Here is a 15,240-nt window from a genome sequence, read left to right on the forward strand (position 1 = left end):
TTGGACGGAGGGTTGTGAGAGATCAACCGTCCTACCAGGGGCTCCTTGACGTTCCGGGGCAGATGCACCGACCGCGACCATCATGTGATCAACAGTCACCACACCGCTGCTGAAAAAGGCTCACTGGATGAATTGCTTGAACCAGTCCGGGTCATGCCCAGTGCGGGCATAGTGCATCAGTCGCTGGAAGTGCCCGCCCGTGTTCCATGCCTCGTCGAGAAGCACCACGTGATCGTCGTTAGGCCGATACCTGCCGGCCTCCCAATTCGATACGGTCCCCCTCGTGGCCTTGACGATACGTGCCACCTGAGCGAGCGATAGACCTCGCTGGGTTCGGTAAAACCACAGGTCAAAGGCCAGCCAGCCCCAGAGTGACGAGTTCGGGTCGATCGTCTCACGCACTGACATCGGACCTCCTCGCGTATCGCATGCTTTGCAATCCAGTGCAGGCTAACTCTCGAGCGCCAATCCTGTGAAGCGGATCACACAACAAACAGGATGGCGGCCATGACCGAACGAGTTCCAACACTCCAAATGCACAAATCAGGCGAAATTCGGATGACCCTGCTCGCCGTGGAGTCTTCGGTCGCGCTCGCTCGCAACCTCGTCCGCTACGCCCTCTCCAATTGGGGCTACAGCCGATCCCTGGTGGATGACTCGGTCCTCGTTATGAGCGAAATCACGACAAATGCCGCCGTCGTGGCACGCGGTCACCACATCCGGATCCGCATCGCCACGCACAACGGCGCACCCCTGCTTGAGTGCTGGGACCCGGTCCCGGAGCTCCCGCTCCCCCGCGACGCCGACGCAGACGCCGAGAGCGGACGCGGTCTCGCGATCATCGCCGCCTACGCCAAGGACAACGGCGTCCGCTCATCCGCCACCGGCACAGGCAAGATCATCTGGGCCCTCATGCCCCCAGCGTGAGCGCACGCGTCCCGACTGACCGGAAGAGGACCCTCGCGCGGCACCCCCAGCCCAGATCCCCGCCACAGGCGGCACTGCCGGTCGACCACCGACCGCCCTCACGCATGCGAGACCTGACCAGCCAACCCTCGCTTCAAGCGAGCACTTACACGAAGCTTGCCACCACACATTTCATCCCCGAAACACACGAACTGGAACTAGTTGGACGATTAGGGCCACACTTGCCGTGGCGGGGCGCTGGTGAGAATATTCGAAGTAGTACCGGCTATTGGAAGTGAGTGACATCATGTCCAGGCCATGGGAAGCCGATCATGGCGCGGGGTTCCAGCGGAGACTCGGCAAAACGGCCGCTGAGGTGGGCGATAGCCGCACGACACAGGACTGTCCCGAGATCTGGGAGTTGGACAACGGTGACATCGCCGTCATCGGCCGTGACGCCACCAGCGCCTACAGCGACCGGCTTCCGCCGGGTGTGAGCATCGGCTCCGATGAACGCATTGTGATCATCTCAGGACGGCTGCTTTCGGCTGCGAAACCGGATATCCGCGATGCTTGACCAGATCCCGACCATTCCCGGGGACGCACTCGACCATGCCGCGTACCACCGGGACTTCGCACGCCAGATCGAAGACCTGACCGGCGTGGTCTGGAAGCTCGAGCGCTCCCAGACCTTCCGTGAGCTGAACGACCCCAGCTGGCAGGCATTCGCCGCAGGGGACTGGCAACGTTCCCTCCGCCTCCTGGAGAAGGATCGGGAGGCCGTCCGCGGCGAAGCACGCCACAACAAGCGCCAAGGGCTGAGCGTCCGGCGAGTCCGCGTGGTCGAGTACCCGGTGAGTCCGTACCTGCAATGGGAGCTGTACGCCCTCCGGATGCTCGCTGAGGAAGGCTTCGAGCTGAGCGTGCTCCAGGCCGATGAACTCTCGTCACTCGAGACCCGGGGCCAACTGCCCGAAGTGGTCGTCATCGGCAAGCGCGTCCTCTACGAGGTCCAATACCTGCCAGATTGGACGCCTTGCGGGGCCAGGTGCATCAGGGCCCCTCACATCGTCCGCACGGCCGCCTCCGAGATAGCCGACCTCTACAGCAGGGGCGAACCTCTCCTCGATTTCTTCGAGAGAGAGGTTGCGCCACTCCCCGCCCCAGCGGTCTGAACTATCGTTCGTGGATGCCTTCTGTTCGCATGGGCCGGAGCAGGCTGAGCATGCTTCTCCTCAGCCTCGGCACGCTCCTCATCATCGGTCTCATCGGTGCGTCGCCGTGGGCCCTGCGAGCCTTCAGCGGGCCGACCTCCCGCTGGGAGCGGTGGAGCTTCATCGGGCAGACCTACGGCGCCGCGTCGGCGCTCCTGTCCGTCCTCGCCCTCATCGGCATCGTCGCCACCCTCATCTTCCAGGCCCACGACACGAAGATCGCTCGCGAGGAGGCCCGGCGCATCGCGATCGCCGAGCTGCTCAAGATGGCGATGGACGACCCGGCCCTCGACGAGGCATGGGGTCCGGTCCCAGAGGGTGACGACCGCAAGGCCCGCCGCCAGCTCATGTACATCAACATGATCGTCTCTGAGTGGCAGATGTCGTACGAGACGAAGGCCCTTCCGGAAGTCCGCCTACGAGCCATCTCCCGCGAGATGTTCAGCGGCCGCCCTGGACGCGCCTACTGGGAGGAAGCCCGCCGAGTCCGCCTGAACACGTCCGCCGACAAGCGAGCTCGCCGCTTCCACGAAATCCTCGACGAGGAATACGACCGAGCCCCCGTTCCCCCGCCCGAGCCTCGGCCTTCTCGTCGCCGCCCGTGGGCACTCCTCGCCGCCACAGCCGCCGGCGCCCTGGCCCTGACCCCCATCCTCCGCCGCGCCCTAACCCACCGCGCCCCCCGTAGCTGAACCAGCATCGCCCTCGATGGAACGCCGCAGGGAGATCATGTTCTGGCAGGAGCCCGGTCGCTCCCGGCGATGGCGCGGCCTGAGGCTCGTCCAGGGAGGTGTCAGCTTGTCAGCGTGTTGCGCTTCGCCCGGGGCAGGCGGGCCACCACCAGGTCGTAGGAGTGGTCGATCATCTCCTGGAGCTCGTCGTCGGGGACCGAGCCGTCCAGGGCCACGGTGTTCCAGTGCCGCTTGTTCAGGTGGTAGCCGGGCGTGATCGCGGCATGGCGGTCGCGCAGTTCGACGGCCAGGTCGGGATCGCATTTGAGGCTGACGGCTCCCGGGGGCGGGCCCAGAGACACGAGCGCGAACATCCGTCCGGCCACCTTGAACACCGCCACGCCGTCGCCGAAGGGGTAGTCCTCCACCGCACCCGTCTTGGCGGCGCAGTCATCGATCACCTGGTCGCGCAGTGAAGGGTGCGCCACATGGGCCTCCGTCGTTCTCCGGACCGGTTTCGCTCCCAGGATCGCACGCGAGAGGCGGTGCAACGGCGGCCCCGGCTCCGCGCGGTTCGCGCGGAGCCGGGGCCGTTGCCGGGTCAGCCGGACGACCTGGATCCGCCGTCCGGGACGCAGGTCAGTTGATCCGCCGGAGGTAGCCGTGGTCGGCGAGCCACTTCGCGCTGAGCGGGTTGGGCGCCTTCTTGACGTACCGGCTCACGAGGACGTACTGGAGCCCCTGGCCCGGCTGCTGGAAGGCCGGCTGGGCCGGGCCCGCGTCGACGGAGAACTTCCGGGTCACGCTGTACAGGTGGTAGTTGCACAGGTGCTTCGGGTCCTCGGGGTTCGTGTTGAGGTTGTCCGGTGGCAGCGCGCGGGACCCGAACGAGGCCCCGCCGGGAGACAGGAACTTGCCGCTCTCCAGGCCGAAGCGGTCGATGTACTGGCCGACGTCGAGCCGCACCTTGAACCGCAGCGGCCGGCTGTTGATGTCCTTGAGCTGGTGGACGAACCCGTCGTCCGGCGGATAGCGCCAACCGGGCTTCGGAAGCTTGGTCAGGTCCCAGTACTGGTACAGGAACTGCGACGGGGTGAGCCGGCCATAACGGTCGTAGCCGCGCAGCAGGTAGCCGAAATATCCGGTCCGGGGAAGGTAGCGGGGCCCGAGGCGCGGATCCCCGTGGACGTAGGGAGGACCGCAGACCTTCTTCTGCGCGCTCACCGCGGTCCGGACGGCCGCCTCGACGCCTTCGGCGTTCCGCGGCGGTGCCTGCGGGCGTGCTGCTTGCCCGGAGCAGGCCACCGCCCGGTCGAGGACGTCGGCGGCGCTTCCCGTCCGGGAGACGGCGCATGGTCCCCCCGGCGGCGCCGTGCCGCTGGGCCCCGCCGCGACGGCGGTCCCCGTCAGTGTGAGGGTGATCCCGGCGAACACCGCCGAAGCCGCACCGCACCTCAGAACACGCATTCTGCCTCCTGGCAATTCCCTCTCCCGGAGATACGGGAGCCGAAGGCGGCCCACCCGTCAACGAGCCTCGAATGGCTCGGCGGCGAAACGCCTGAAAGTATTCATGCGAAAGCTGCAGCAGCGAGATCTGCTGAAAACGGCACCCGGTTCACTGTCCGGGCGGCGGTCACGGCGGTGGCCGGGGCGCCGGCGCGTGTTCCGCACCGGCGCCCTCGGCCGTCACCGGCGGTCCCGCACCGATCGGCCAAGGCCGGGCGGGGCGGCCGCCGCCGGACGGGGCGGCCTCGCTCAGGAGGCGCGCTCCGCCGTGCCGCTGTTCCCGGCCCCCGCACCGGGGACCAGCGAGGCGTAGACGATGATGTTGTCGACGTAGTGGCCCCGCTTGCGGTCGAATCGCCCACCGCACGTGATGAGGCGCAGCTCAGGGCCGCCCTCACGCCCGTACACCCGGCCGGTGGGGAACTTGTTCTTGTTGACGCGTTCGATGCGGTCGATGCGGAACACCGGGCGCGTCCCGTCCTTGCGGACGACCTGGATCTGCCGTCCGGGACGCAGGGCGCCCAGCTTGTAGAAGGCGCCGGGACCGGTCTTGGAGTCGACATGGCCGACGATGACGCTGCGGCCGTTCTCGCCCGGTGTCGGGCCCTCGGTGAACCAGCCGACCTCGTCGACCCGGCTCAGCGGCGGCACCCCCAGCTCCCCGTCCCCCGTCAGTCCGACCGGGATCACCGGCGCGTCGACCTTGATGGACGGGATCTCGACCCGCTTGGGAGCGGACGGCGACAGCGCCTGCTCCGGGTTCGGGCCCGTCTTCTCCGGCGCGTTCGCCACCACCTCGGACGACGGCGGCTGCGGCGGCGCGTCCGGGCCTCCGATCCCCAGTCCGATGACGCACATGACGGCTCCCGCCGCGGCGACCGCGGCGGCCAGCCAATACCACGGGTGGATCGGCCGGCCGCTGCGTCGTGCTCTGCTCATCGGCTCAGGACAGACCCTTCACCTGACGGCGCCGCGCCGCGACCGCGACACCGCCGCCGAGCGCGATGGCCCCGAGGCCGGCGGCGGCCAGCGCCGGGTTCGTCGCCGGCGAGGTGCCGCCCGCACCGGCGGAGGCGCCGCGGCTCGGCGTGATCGGCTTCAGGTACGCGCCGGAGGACCACTTGCCGATCTGGTTCGCCGGCACGCTCTGCCGGAGCGACCTCCACCCGGACTCGCTGCCCCTGCAGTCGGCGGTGATGTGCTGGCCGTGCTTCAGCGGAGGCGGCGTCGTGTCCCACCCCGTGCCCGGGCCCGTACGGACGTTCAGGCTGCTCGCCGTGACCTCGTACCGGCAGCTCCTGCCGCTGGAGCTGATGAGCTTCAGGTACTGGCCGCTCACCCACATGCCCACCTGGTTCGAGCGGAGCTGGTGCCAGTTGGACTGGCTGGTGATGCAGTCGGCGCCGAGGTGCTTGCCGTGCGCCAGCGGAGGCGGCACCGTGTCCCACCTCGTGCCCGGGCCCGTACGGACGTTCAGGCTGCTCGCGGTGACCTCGTACCGGCAGATCTTCGGTGCGGCGGCCAGGTGCGGCGTGACCGCCGCCGCCTCGGCCGCACCCCCGGCCAGCAGCATCAGGCCGCCGGCCGTCCCGGCCACCGCGAGCGCCATTCCAGTACGCGCGCTTGAGCTCATTCTTCCCCCAACTAGTGATCTTGTTGATGCCGGAGGTGTCCGACATCATCATGATCAAGCTGCCCGCAGCGAATTAGGCACATGCCGCCGACGTCGCAAACGTTGGGAATAGCGTTCCGCCGGTAGATCGAAAAAATCACCGTTCAACGACAAAGCAGCGCCCTGCACGGCCCCGCCACGAACACCATTACAGACAATGGCCCCATTCGTCCACAGAACCCAGGCCATTCTCTTGAATTCGCTCTACAGCGGGCAAGCCAGCCGTGATAGGAACAATGGCGGCAGAACTGCCTCCAAACCAACAAAAGCGGCGGCCGGCCGATCCTGGGACGGATCGGCCGGCCGCCGCGCGACGCGCGCTCGCGCGATCAGGCGGCGCCCTGCGCCCGCCGGCGCCGCGCCGCCACAGCGACGCCGCCGCCCAGCGCGATCGCACCGAGGCCGGCACCGGCCAGCATCGGGTTCGCCGCGGCCGAGGTACCCCCCGCACCGGCTTCAGCGCCGCCGAGCGCCCTGATCGGCTTCAGGTACGCCGCCGAGACCCACATGCCCATCTGGTCCTCCTGGACGCCCTGCCACACCTGGACCCAGCCGCCGTGGGACGACGTGCAGTCGGCGCCGATGTGCGCGGCGCGGTACAGCGGGGGCGGCACCGGGTCGTAGTTGACTCCCGGGCCCGTGCGGACGGTCAGGGTGCTCGCGGTGACCTCGTACCGGCAGATCTTGGCGGGCGGCGTCTGCTGCGTGGCCTCCGCCCGGTGCGGCGCGGTGGCCGCGATGGCGGCACCCCCGGCCAGCAGCGTCAGACCGCCCGCCGCCCCCGCCACCGCGACGGCCAGCCCGGTACGCGCACTTGTCCTCATTCTTCCCCCAAAACTGATGGTGATCTCCACGATGCCGAAGGTGTCCGACATCGTTGATCAAGGTCCCCCGGCACGCCGGACACAAGCCGCGATCAGCGCAAAGGTTCGGAATGGCATTCCCGTCGTCACCGTGAAAAGCCCGCCGATCGACGACGGGCGACGCTCTTCGCACATCGCGCCGCAAAGCTCCAATGCGGACAATCGGTCGATGCATTTCTAATCCGCCAGGAATTTTTCTAATTCACCCCAGAGCGCCAGGCAGTCGCGAGGCCGCCGAGGGCGGCGCGCAGGTCCGGCCCCGGAAACGACGGAGGCCGGCCGATCCGCGAACGGATCGGCCGGCCTTCGCGTGAGGCGCGGCTCGTACGGTCAGGCGGCGCCCTGCGCCCGCCGGCGCCGCGCCGCCACCGCGACGCCGCCGCCCAGCGCGATCGCACCGAGGCCGGCACCGGCCAGCATCGGGTTCGCCGCGGCCGAGGCGCCGCCCGCACCGGCGGACGCGCCGCCCCTGGGCTTGATCAGCTTCAGGAAGTGCCGGAAGACCCACCCGTGCCGCTGGCTCACCGGCACGCCCCCGTGCACCTCGACCCAGCCGCCGTGGGTCGGCCTGCAGTCCGCGTCGATGTGCAGGCCGTACTTCAGCGGCGGCGGGATGATCTTGCCCCGCGGCGTCTGGTGGACGTTCAGGCCGTGCCGCGCGATGACCTCGTAGCGGCAGATGTTGCCGGCGCCGACGGGCCCGCCGTGCGGCGCGGTGGCCGCCACGGCGGCGGCACCGCCGCTCAGCAGGGTCAGGCCGCCCGCCGCGCCGGCCACCGCGAGCGCCATGCCGGTTCGCGCGCTTGTCATCATTCTTCTCCCCGAACTAGTGATCTTGTTCTTTGTCGGAGGTGTCCGACATCGTTGATCAAGGTGCCCCGGCGCGCCGGACACAAGCCGCGATCAGCGCAAACATTCGGAATAGCATTCCCGTCATCATGGTGAATGGTCCGCCGCTCAACGACAGGGACGGCACTCCCGCACCATCCTTAAGCCTTAATACGGACAATCAGTCGATGGATGTACATTCCAACAGGAATTTCTATTTCGCCCCAGAGTGCCGAGCCGGTCGCAAGGGCGCGGCCGAGGGCGGCGCGCAGGCCCGGACACGGAAAAGCCGGCGGCCGGCCGATCCCGTGGATGGATCGGCCGGCCGCCGCGCGACGCGCGCTCGTGCGATCAGGCGGCCCCCTGCGCCCGCCGGCGCCGCGCCGCCACCGCGACGCCGCCACCGAGCGCGATCGCACCGAGGCCGGCGCCGGCCAGCATCGGGTTCGTCGCGGCGGAGGTGCCGCCGGCACCGGCGGAGGGACCGTGGTGCGGCCTGATCGGCTTGAGGTAACGGCGCGCGACCCACTTGCCGACCTGCCTCTTCGTCACGCCCTGCCACACCCGGACCCAGCCGTGGGTCGCCCGGCAGTCGGCGCCGATGTGCGCGCCGTGCCTCAGCGCGGGCGGCACCTCCTTGAACCGGATGCCCGGCCCGGTGCGGACGCTCAGCGTCCTCGCGGTGACCTCGTACCGGCAGACCTTGGACACGGCCGTCCCGTGCTGCGGGGCGGTCGCCGCCTGGGCGACGCCTCCGCCGGTCAGCAGCGCCAGACCGCCCGCGGCCCCGGCCACCGCGACCGCCACACCGGTTCGCGCGTCTGTCCCCATACTTCTCCCCCTACTGGTGAACTTGCTGTTTGCCGGAGGTGTCCGACATCGTTTCGTTGATCACACTTCCCGGGGAGAATTCGACTGATGTCGCGCTGATCGCAAACATTGGGGACAGCGGTGAGCGGAGATCGTGAAGCCCGCACCGGACTCTTCCCAAGCCAATGCCTTCCGCCTCCGCCAGAAGCCCAGATAATGGACATGCTGATCATGTACGACAAAAACCATGAGCAATGCGAGTCGCGGCTATCGGGTCATCCGGCGGGGCATGCCGCCCCGAGCCGCGTGCGGCGTGGCAGGGTGGGCGCATGGTGCCGACGCACACGAGCACGGAGGAACGGGACGTCCGCGTGGCGCTGCTGCCCGTCGGGAGCTTCGAGCAGCACGGGCCGTTCCTGCCGCTGGCCACGGACACGGTGATCGCCTGCACCGTCGCCGAGGAGATCGCCGAGCGCTATCCCGTGCGGGTGCTGCCGCCCGTCACGATCTCCTGCTCGCACGAGCACGCGGGCTGGCCGGGGACGGTCAGCATCTCGGCCGCGACCCTGTACGCGGTGGTGCGGGACGTCGCGGAGTCGCTGCGGAAGGCCGGCGTGCCCAAGCTGGTGCTGGTGAGCGGGCACGGTGGCAACTACGTGCTCGGCAACGTCGTCCAGGAGTCGGCCGGCGCCATGGCGCTGTTCCCCGGGATCGACGAATGGGAGGACGCGCGCGCGGCCGCCGGAATGACGACGTCCGGCATCTCCGACATGCACGCCGGGGAGCTGGAGACGTCGATCCTGCTCCACGCCCACCCGGAACTGGTGCGCCCCGGATACGAGGGCTCCGATCACCTCGCCGACGACCGGCGCCACCTGCTGACCGCCGGGATGGCGCCCTACACCGCGTCGGGGGTCATCGGGCGGCCGTCACTGGCCTCGGCCGGCAAGGGCCGGGACGCGCTGGCCAGCCTCGTCGGGGCGTTCGGGAGCTGCCTCGCGGTGCTGGACCAGCAGGGTGAGGGCGCCCGGCAGGGCGGACACGAAGGTCAGGACGCCGTAGACGACGGAGACGGTGAGGCCCTCGCCGGAGCCTAGGCCCGCGGCGCCGAACGCCAGGGCGGTCACGGCCTCGCGGGGCCCCCAGCCGCCGACGTTGACCGGCAGTCCCATGACGAGCAGCGCCAGCAGCATCAGCGGCAGCAGTTCGGTGAGGGGCGCGTGGGAGCCGGCGGCGCGCGCGGCGACGACGAACAGGGCGAGATGCCCGGCGAGCGCCGCGGCGGACAGCGCGGCGATGCCCGGCCAGGCCGCGAGGACGCCCCGGGCCTCGGCGAGCGCGGCGGCGACCGCGCGGTGCCGCCACCGGGCCAGCGCGAGCAGGACGCTCAGCACCAGCGCCGCCGGGATCAGCGCGGGCGCCAGCGACGCCAGCAGGGACGGGCGGGCCGGCAGGACGGCCAGGCACGCCAGCACGAGGACGACCTGCCCCGCCGCGCGCTCCAGGACGACCGCGCGGACGCCGCGTCCGACGTCCCCGGACCGGTGGCCGTGGCTGACGGCGCGGTGCACGTCGCCGAGGACCCCGGCGGGCAGCACCGCGTTGAGGAACAGCGCCCGGTAGTAGGCGGCGACGGCGCCGGACAGCGGCAGCGGCAGGCCGAGGCGCCCGGCGATCAGCCGCCAGCGGGCCGCGGCGCACACGGTGCTGAGCAGGCCGACGGCCAGCGCGGCCGCGACGGACGGGCCGTCGACCGCCTTCAGCGCGGCCACGAACGCCGACGTGCTGTGCCACCACAGCAGGCAGGCGAGGATCGCGAGCGCGGCCGCGACGCGCAGCCAGGGACGGAGCTTCACGACGTTCCCCCGGGGAGTGCGAGCAGGTCGGTGTGGTGGACCTCGACGGCGAGGCGGCCCGCGTCGCACTCGGCGAGGCGGCGGCGCAGGTACTCGGCGGCGGGTTCGGCGAGGTCGGGGCGCTGCTCGACGGCGGCGCCGACCCAGCCCCGCAGCCATTCGGCGGCGAGCTCGGCCCGGTCCGGGCCGAGCCGCCACGGGCTGGGACGGGTCTGGACGGCCGCGCCGCGGCGGCGGAACGCGGTCGCGGCGGCGGCGGACGCGTCCGGGCCGAGCAGCCCGTCGCGCCGCTGGTGGGCGTCGAACGCGGCGCCGATCTCGGCGTCGAGCGGGTCGTGCGGGAGGATCCGGACGCGTCCGGCGACCGTGAGGGTCAGCAGCGCCGGGCAGGACGCGGCGGCGGCGATCCCGTCGACCTCCTCGGCGGTGAGGACGTCCAGCAGCGCGGACGCGGTGACCAGCGACGCGCCGACGAGGTCGGCGGCGCGCAGGTCCGCGATGCCGCCCTCGCGGGTCTCGAGGGTGGCGGGCGTGCCGTCGGCGGTGCGGTAGGCGTTGGCGCGGGCCTCCTCCAGCAGCGCGGGGTCGCCGTCGTACAGGACCCAGTGCTGGGGGCCGGGAAGGCGGGGGGCGAGCCAGCGCCCGAGCGCGCCGGTGCCGCAGCCGAGGTCCCAGATGACCAGCGGCCCGCCGGCCGGCAGGCGGGCGCGCAGCGGGGCGAGCAGCTCGCCGGCGCGGGCGGCGGCGTCGGCGTCCTCGCGCAGCGCCAGCCAGGACGGGGCGAAAGCGGTCATGGCGTCTCCTCGGCGAGCCCGTCCAGGACGGCGGCCATGCGGCGGGACGTGTCGTCCCAGCCGGACAGGGTGCCGCGGCGCCGCCGAGCGGCGTCCCGCAGCCGGTCGCGCAGGCCGGGGTCGAGCAGCCAGCGGCGCAGGGCCTCGGCGAGCGCGGCGGGGTCGTCCGGGGGGACGAGCAGGCCGGGAACGGTGCCGCCGGGCGCGTGCCCGAGGGTGCCGGGAACGCCGTCGACGTCACTGGCCACGACGGGGGTGCCGCGTGCGAGCGCCTCGGTGACGACCATGCCGTAGGTCTCCGAGCGGGTCGGCAGGACGGCGAGGTCGGCGGCGTCGTGGACGGCGGCGAGCCGGGGCCCGGTGAGGGGCCCGGCGAGGCGGACGCGGTCGCCGAGCGAGTACCGGGCGATCAGGTCGCGCACCCGCCCGGCGTGGGCGGGGTCGCGGTCGAGGGGCCCGGCGCAGACGCAGCTCCACGGCAGGCCGGCGACGCGGGCGAGGGCCTCGACGAGGACGTCGTGCCCCTTGCGCGGGGTCACCGACGCGACGCACAGCAGGCGCGACGCCCCGTCGGTGCCGGCGGCGAGCGGCGCGGGATCGGTGCCGGGCGGGACGGCGTGCACCCGGGCGGGATCGAGGTCATGGTGCCTGATCAGGCGTTTCATCGCCCACGGGCTGGTCGCGACGACCGCGGCGGCGGAGTGCAGCGTGTCGCGTTCGAGGGCGTCGAGCCGGTCGTCGCCCTCGTCGACGAGCGGCATGTGGACGAGGACGGCGAGCCGCAGCCGGGACGCGTGCGGGACGACGACGTCCGGCACCCCGCACGCGACCAGGCCGTCCATCAGGACGGCGGTCCCGTCGGGCAGGGCGGCGAGAAACCGGCCGAGCCCCGCGCGGGCCGCCGCGCCGGGCCGCGGCCAGCTCCCCGGCGCGGCGATCTCCCGGACGGGCCGCCCCGCGGCGGCGAGCGCCCGGCAGAGCCGCCGGTCGTAGACGTTGCCGCCGCTCGGGACGTCCGGGTCGTCGATGTCGCCGGGGACCACGAACGCGGTGCCGCCGGGGGCGGCGAACGCGGTGCCGCCGGTCACAGCCCGCGCTCGTAACTCGCCCAGGCGATGTGCGACTCCCGCAGCGTCACCGCGATCCCGGACAGCCCGCGCGCGCTCTCCCCCATCGTCCCGGCGTGGATCCGGGCGGCGAGCCGGTCGGCGAGGACCTTCGCGAGGTACTCCGTCGTCGTGTTGACCCCGGCGAACTCGGGCTCGTCGTCCAGGTTGCGGTAGTTCAGCTCCCGCAGCACCTCGCCGAGCTCGCGGGTGGCGAGCCCGATGTCGACCACGACGTTGTCGGCGTCGAGTTCCGCGCGGCGGAACGTCGCGTCCACGACGAAGGTGGCGCCGTGCAGCCCCTGCGCCGGGCCGAAGACCTCGCCGCGGAAGCTGTGCGCGACCATGAAATGGTCGCGGACGGTGATGCCGAACACGTGCCCTCCCTGTTCCGTCCCTGCCGGGGCGTGCTGTGCGTTTCCGTGCCTGCCGTGCGTTTCCGTGCCTGCCGTGCGTTGCCGTCCGTGCCGCGCTAGTCCGCCGGGTAGTCGATCCGGTGGCAGAGCGCGGGCGGCTCCCCGCGCGCCAAGCGGGCCATGGCATGGGGAAGCTCGTCGAAGGGGCTGTTCCCCGTGATCAGTGCGTCGAAAGCCGGGGCGGCCAGCAGCCGCAGCGCCAGCGCGAGCCGGTCGCCGAACGACCGGCGGGACCGCCGGGCCGGCGCCACCATGCCGACCTGGCTGGCGCGGACGGCGAGCCGGCGCGAGTGGAAGAACTCGCCGAGCGGGAGGCTCACCTTCCGGTCGCCGTACCAGCTCAGCTCGATCACCTCGCCCTCCGGCGCGAGCAGCTCCAGCGACCGGACCAGCCCGTCCTCGGTCGCGCTGGCGTGGAACACCAGGTCGCGCCCGCCGTCGGCGTCGCCGGGCAGCGCGAACCGGACGCCGAGCGCGCGCGCCGTCTCCGCCCGCGCCGGGTCGACGTCGACGAGCTGGACGTCGCACCCGGGCAGCCCGGCGAGGACGCCCGCCACCGAGCAGCCGACCATGCCCGCGCCGACGACCGCGATCCGGTCGCCGACCAGCGGCGCCGCGTCCCACAGCGCGTTCACCGCGGTCTCCACGGTCCCGGCGAGGACCGCGCGCTCGGGCGGGACGCCGTCCGGCACCGGGACGACGGCGCCCTCCGGGACCACGTAGCGGGTCTGGTGCGGATAGAGGCAGAACACGTGCCGCCCGGCCAGCTCCGGCGGGCCGTGCTCGACGACCCCGACGTTGAGGTACCCGTACTTGACCGGCCCGGGGAACGCGCCGTCCTGGAACGGCGCCCGCATCACCGCGTACTGGTTCTCCGGGACGCCGCCGCGGAAGACGAGCGTCTCGGTCCCCCGGCTGACACCGGAGAACACCGTCCGGACGACGACCTCGCCGGGCCCCGGCTCCGGCAGCTCCACCGGGCGGATCTCCCCCTCACCGGGCGACCGGATCCAGAACGCGCGCGCGTCGAGCCCCATGCACTTCCCTCCCCCGCCGGGTCCTGCGGTGCCGCGCGGCCAGCGCCAGCACGTCCCTCCCGAACGACCACGCCAGCAGCGCCAGCGCCGCCGCCACGAACACCGCCGCGTACGGCACGGCCCCGGACGCGGCGGCCGTCAGCACGACGCCCTGCACCACCGCGACCGCCTTGCGCGCGAAGCTCGGCGGCAGCGGCGCCCGCAGCCACGGCGCCGCCCACGACGCCGCGGCGAACGCGTACCGCATCGCCCCGATCGCCAGCACCCACAGCCCGACCACCGCCGCGACCTGCACCGACAGGACCAGGATCAGCAACGCGTCGGCCTCCATGTCGAAGCGCGCGCCGAGTTCCGACGCCGTCCCGGTGCGCCGCGCGACACGTCCGTCCACCCCGTCCAGGACGAGCGCGACGGCCGCGAGGGCGACCGGCGCCCCGGCCGGCCCGCCGTGGACGAGCCGTCCCGTGACGAGCGCCGCGACGCATCCGATGAGCACGAGCCGCGCCAGCGTGACGTGGTCGGCGGGGCGCAGCGCGCGCCGTCCCCGGAACGCGAACTCCAGGACGCCCCACGCGGCGAGGGCGCAGGCGACGCCCGCGGCGAGCCCCGCCGGGCCCGGCCGCAGCCACGCCACGGCCGCCACCTGGACGCACGCCGCGCCGGCCAGCTCCCACGCCCGCCACACCACGGGCCGGCGCCGCCCCGGCCGCGGCACGGGGCGCGGCACCGTCATCGGCCTGGTCATCGGCGCGCCTCACCGGCGTCGACCGGGGCCGCCTTCGCGGGCGGCACGCCGTCCAGCTGCGGCAGGTCGTGGCCGAGGCGGTCGCGCTTGGCGGTCAGGTAGCGGAGGTTGTCGTCGCTGACCGGGACGAGGAGGGGGACCCGGGCGGCGACGTCGATGCCGTAGGACCGCAGGGCGCTGACCTTCACCGGGTTGTTCGACAGCAGCCGCACCGACCCGACGCCGAGGTACCGCAGCACCCGGGCGGCGGGCCCGTAGTCGCGGGTGTCGACCGGCAGCCCGATCGCGGTCGCGGAGTCGACGGTGTCGAGCCCCTGGTCCTGCAGGACGTGCGTGCGGACCTTCGCCACCAGCCCGATCCCCCGGCCCTCGTGGCCGCGCAGGTAGATCAGGACGCCGGCGCCCTCCCGGACGAGGGCGTCCATCGCCGCGTCCAGCTGGTCGCCGCACTCGCACCGGGTGGCGCCGAAGATGTCGCCGGTCATGCACTCGGAGTGCATCCGGACGAGGACGTCCGCGCGGCCGGCGACGTCGCCCCGGACGAGCGCCATGTGCTCGTTGCCGTCGACCGGGTCCCGGAACGCGACGGCGCGGAACGTGCCGCGCCGCGTTCTCAGGTCCGCCTCCGCGATGTCCTCGCTGTCGATGCCCTGGTCGTGCATCTTCCCCTCCTCGGCTCGTGATCACCGTGCCCCGCAGCGATCGGTACGCAGCGGCCGCGGCCCGTGGTCGCGTCCCCGGCGATGAATCTACCCGTGAATCATTCAGATTCTGAATGGATTCTCCGGGCCACCACACCGACTGGCACGGAAGGGA

The 15,240-nt window shown here is 72.1% G+C and carries 19 protein-coding genes and 1 pseudogene; 5 read left to right on the forward strand and 15 right to left on the reverse strand.

Translation table 11 applies throughout. From position 1 onward, the window contains the following. Window positions 1-120 precede the first annotated feature (120 nt). Window positions 121-408 carry a helix-turn-helix domain-containing protein gene (locus J4557_RS44765; protein WP_208273288.1) on the reverse strand — a complete coding sequence of 96 codons (288 nt, stop codon included), beginning with the start codon at window positions 406-408 and terminating at the stop codon, window positions 121-123. A 99-nt stretch (window positions 409-507) separates the two neighbouring features. Here J4557_RS44765 and J4557_RS44770 point away from each other — a divergent pair, with 99 nt between their 5' ends. The 4 genes from J4557_RS44770 to J4557_RS44785 all read left to right on the forward strand — a co-directional run bounded on the left by J4557_RS44770 (window position 508) and on the right by J4557_RS44785 (window position 2,812). Next, window positions 508-927, forward strand: a complete 420-nt coding sequence (locus tag J4557_RS44770) for an ATP-binding protein (RefSeq protein WP_208273290.1) — start codon at window positions 508-510, stop codon at window positions 925-927. Between the two features lie 286 nt (window positions 928-1,213). Then, window positions 1,214-1,483 carry a hypothetical protein gene (locus tag J4557_RS44775; RefSeq protein ID WP_208273388.1) on the forward strand — a complete coding sequence of 90 codons (270 nt, stop codon included), beginning with the start codon at window positions 1,214-1,216 and terminating at the stop codon, window positions 1,481-1,483. Then, the gene (locus J4557_RS44780; protein ID WP_208273292.1) at window positions 1,476-2,081 is read left to right on the forward strand and encodes a DUF6879 family protein; all 606 of its coding nucleotides are present in this window, start codon (window positions 1,476-1,478) and stop codon (window positions 2,079-2,081) included. The genes J4557_RS44775 and J4557_RS44780 overlap by 8 nt, the downstream gene beginning before the upstream one ends. A gap of 14 nt (window positions 2,082-2,095) precedes the next feature. Beyond that, the gene (locus J4557_RS44785; protein WP_208273293.1) at window positions 2,096-2,812 is read left to right on the forward strand and encodes a DUF6082 family protein; all 717 of its coding nucleotides are present in this window, start codon (window positions 2,096-2,098) and stop codon (window positions 2,810-2,812) included. Window positions 2,813-2,913: 101 nt separating this feature from the next. Here the strand turns inward: J4557_RS44785 and J4557_RS44790 are convergent, their stop codons facing one another. From J4557_RS44790 to J4557_RS44820, 7 genes are all read right to left on the reverse strand, one after another. After that, entirely contained in the window at window positions 2,914-3,279 is a 366-nt protein-coding gene (locus tag J4557_RS44790) for an MmcQ/YjbR family DNA-binding protein (RefSeq protein ID WP_307800570.1), read from the reverse strand. 151 nt (window positions 3,280-3,430) lie between these two features. After that, complete coding sequence (locus J4557_RS44795) at window positions 3,431-4,258, reverse strand: TNT domain-containing protein (protein WP_208273295.1); 828 nt, start codon at window positions 4,256-4,258, stop codon at window positions 3,431-3,433. Window positions 4,259-4,546: 288 nt separating this feature from the next. Continuing rightward, entirely contained in the window at window positions 4,547-5,236 is a 690-nt protein-coding gene (locus J4557_RS44800; RefSeq protein ID WP_208273297.1) for a class F sortase, read from the reverse strand. Window positions 5,237-5,240: 4 nt separating this feature from the next. Then, complete coding sequence (locus tag J4557_RS44805) at window positions 5,241-5,906, reverse strand: SH3 domain-containing protein (RefSeq protein ID WP_208273299.1); 666 nt, start codon at window positions 5,904-5,906, stop codon at window positions 5,241-5,243. A gap of 392 nt (window positions 5,907-6,298) precedes the next feature. Continuing rightward, a complete protein-coding gene (locus J4557_RS44810) occupies window positions 6,299-6,793 on the reverse strand; it encodes an SH3 domain-containing protein (protein ID WP_208273300.1) in 495 nt (164 codons plus the stop codon). A gap of 369 nt (window positions 6,794-7,162) precedes the next feature. Beyond that, window positions 7,163-7,642 carry a hypothetical protein gene (locus tag J4557_RS44815; RefSeq protein ID WP_208273302.1) on the reverse strand — a complete coding sequence of 160 codons (480 nt, stop codon included), beginning with the start codon at window positions 7,640-7,642 and terminating at the stop codon, window positions 7,163-7,165. Between the two features lie 369 nt (window positions 7,643-8,011). Next, the gene (locus J4557_RS44820; protein WP_208273304.1) at window positions 8,012-8,491 is read right to left on the reverse strand and encodes a hypothetical protein; all 480 of its coding nucleotides are present in this window, start codon (window positions 8,489-8,491) and stop codon (window positions 8,012-8,014) included. 308 nt (window positions 8,492-8,799) lie between these two features. On the opposite strand from J4557_RS44820, the gene J4557_RS44825 reads away from it, so the two are divergent. Next, window positions 8,800-9,567, forward strand: coding sequence for a creatininase family protein (locus J4557_RS44825; protein ID WP_208273306.1), 768 nt, complete (start codon window positions 8,800-8,802; stop codon window positions 9,565-9,567). Here J4557_RS44825 and J4557_RS44830 read toward each other — a convergent pair. From J4557_RS44830 to ribA, 7 genes and pseudogenes are all read right to left on the reverse strand, one after another. After that, window positions 9,559-10,395: pseudogene (locus tag J4557_RS44830) on the reverse strand (lysylphosphatidylglycerol synthase transmembrane domain-containing protein); the annotation flags it as partial. The gene J4557_RS44825 and the pseudogene J4557_RS44830 overlap by 9 nt on opposite strands. After that, window positions 10,323-11,120 carry a methyltransferase domain-containing protein gene (locus J4557_RS44835; protein ID WP_208273308.1) on the reverse strand — a complete coding sequence of 266 codons (798 nt, stop codon included), beginning with the start codon at window positions 11,118-11,120 and terminating at the stop codon, window positions 10,323-10,325. The gene J4557_RS44835 and the pseudogene J4557_RS44830, both read right to left, overlap by 73 nt. Next, window positions 11,117-12,208 (reverse strand): glycosyltransferase family 4 protein, encoded by a 1,092-nt coding sequence (locus tag J4557_RS44840; RefSeq protein ID WP_208273310.1) that lies wholly within the window; start codon window positions 12,206-12,208, stop codon window positions 11,117-11,119. Before J4557_RS44840 ends, J4557_RS44835 begins: the two co-directional genes overlap by 4 nt. Continuing rightward, window positions 12,205-12,603: a 6-pyruvoyl trahydropterin synthase family protein gene (locus tag J4557_RS44845; protein ID WP_208273312.1), complete on the reverse strand. Its 399-nt coding sequence runs from the start codon at window positions 12,601-12,603 to the stop codon at window positions 12,205-12,207. Before J4557_RS44845 ends, J4557_RS44840 begins: the two co-directional genes overlap by 4 nt. 95 nt (window positions 12,604-12,698) lie before the next feature. Next, a complete protein-coding gene (locus J4557_RS44850) occupies window positions 12,699-13,679 on the reverse strand; it encodes a zinc-dependent alcohol dehydrogenase (RefSeq protein WP_208273314.1) in 981 nt (326 codons plus the stop codon). Then, window positions 13,636-14,424 (reverse strand): CDP-alcohol phosphatidyltransferase family protein, encoded by a 789-nt coding sequence (locus tag J4557_RS44855; RefSeq protein WP_243777365.1) that lies wholly within the window; start codon window positions 14,422-14,424, stop codon window positions 13,636-13,638. Before J4557_RS44855 ends, J4557_RS44850 begins: the two co-directional genes overlap by 44 nt. Continuing rightward, window positions 14,421-15,086 carry a GTP cyclohydrolase II gene (gene ribA / locus J4557_RS44860; RefSeq protein WP_208273317.1) on the reverse strand — a complete coding sequence of 222 codons (666 nt, stop codon included), beginning with the start codon at window positions 15,084-15,086 and terminating at the stop codon, window positions 14,421-14,423. Before ribA ends, J4557_RS44855 begins: the two co-directional genes overlap by 4 nt. Between the last annotated feature and the right edge of the window lie 154 nt (window positions 15,087-15,240).

This window comes from Actinomadura nitritigenes, assembly GCF_017573545.1.
GTDB classification, from domain to species: domain Bacteria; phylum Actinomycetota; class Actinomycetes; order Streptosporangiales; family Streptosporangiaceae; genus Spirillospora; species Spirillospora nitritigenes.

Coding starts and splice junctions, on each gene's coding strand:
- J4557_RS44805 (WP_208273299.1), bottom strand. CDS start 5,906: ATGGCGCTCGCGGTGGCCGGGACGGCCGGCGGCCTGATGCTGCTGGCC.
- J4557_RS44815 (WP_208273302.1), bottom strand. CDS start 7,642: ATGACAAGCGCGCGAACCGGCATGGCGCTCGCGGTGGCCGGCGCGGCG.
- J4557_RS44785 (WP_208273293.1), top strand. CDS start 2,096: ATGCCTTCTGTTCGCATGGGCCGGAGCAGGCTGAGCATGCTTCTCCTC.
- J4557_RS44770 (WP_208273290.1), top strand. CDS start 508: ATGACCGAACGAGTTCCAACACTCCAAATGCACAAATCAGGCGAAATT.
- J4557_RS44850 (WP_208273314.1), bottom strand. CDS start 13,679: ATGGGGCTCGACGCGCGCGCGTTCTGGATCCGGTCGCCCGGTGAGGGG.
- J4557_RS44835 (WP_208273308.1), bottom strand. CDS start 11,120: ATGACCGCTTTCGCCCCGTCCTGGCTGGCGCTGCGCGAGGACGCCGAC.
- J4557_RS44810 (WP_208273300.1), bottom strand. CDS start 6,793: ATGAGGACAAGTGCGCGTACCGGGCTGGCCGTCGCGGTGGCGGGGGCG.
- J4557_RS44765 (WP_208273288.1), bottom strand. CDS start 408: ATGTCAGTGCGTGAGACGATCGACCCGAACTCGTCACTCTGGGGCTGG.
- J4557_RS44820 (WP_208273304.1), bottom strand. CDS start 8,491: ATGGGGACAGACGCGCGAACCGGTGTGGCGGTCGCGGTGGCCGGGGCC.
- J4557_RS44775 (WP_208273388.1), top strand. CDS start 1,214: ATGTCCAGGCCATGGGAAGCCGATCATGGCGCGGGGTTCCAGCGGAGA.
- J4557_RS44800 (WP_208273297.1), bottom strand. CDS start 5,236: ATGAGCAGAGCACGACGCAGCGGCCGGCCGATCCACCCGTGGTATTGG.
- J4557_RS44795 (WP_208273295.1), bottom strand. CDS start 4,258: ATGCGTGTTCTGAGGTGCGGTGCGGCTTCGGCGGTGTTCGCCGGGATC.
- J4557_RS44855 (WP_243777365.1), bottom strand. CDS start 14,424: ATGACCAGGCCGATGACGGTGCCGCGCCCCGTGCCGCGGCCGGGGCGG.
- J4557_RS44825 (WP_208273306.1), top strand. CDS start 8,800: ATGGTGCCGACGCACACGAGCACGGAGGAACGGGACGTCCGCGTGGCG.
- J4557_RS44780 (WP_208273292.1), top strand. CDS start 1,476: ATGCTTGACCAGATCCCGACCATTCCCGGGGACGCACTCGACCATGCC.
- ribA (WP_208273317.1), bottom strand. CDS start 15,086: ATGCACGACCAGGGCATCGACAGCGAGGACATCGCGGAGGCGGACCTG.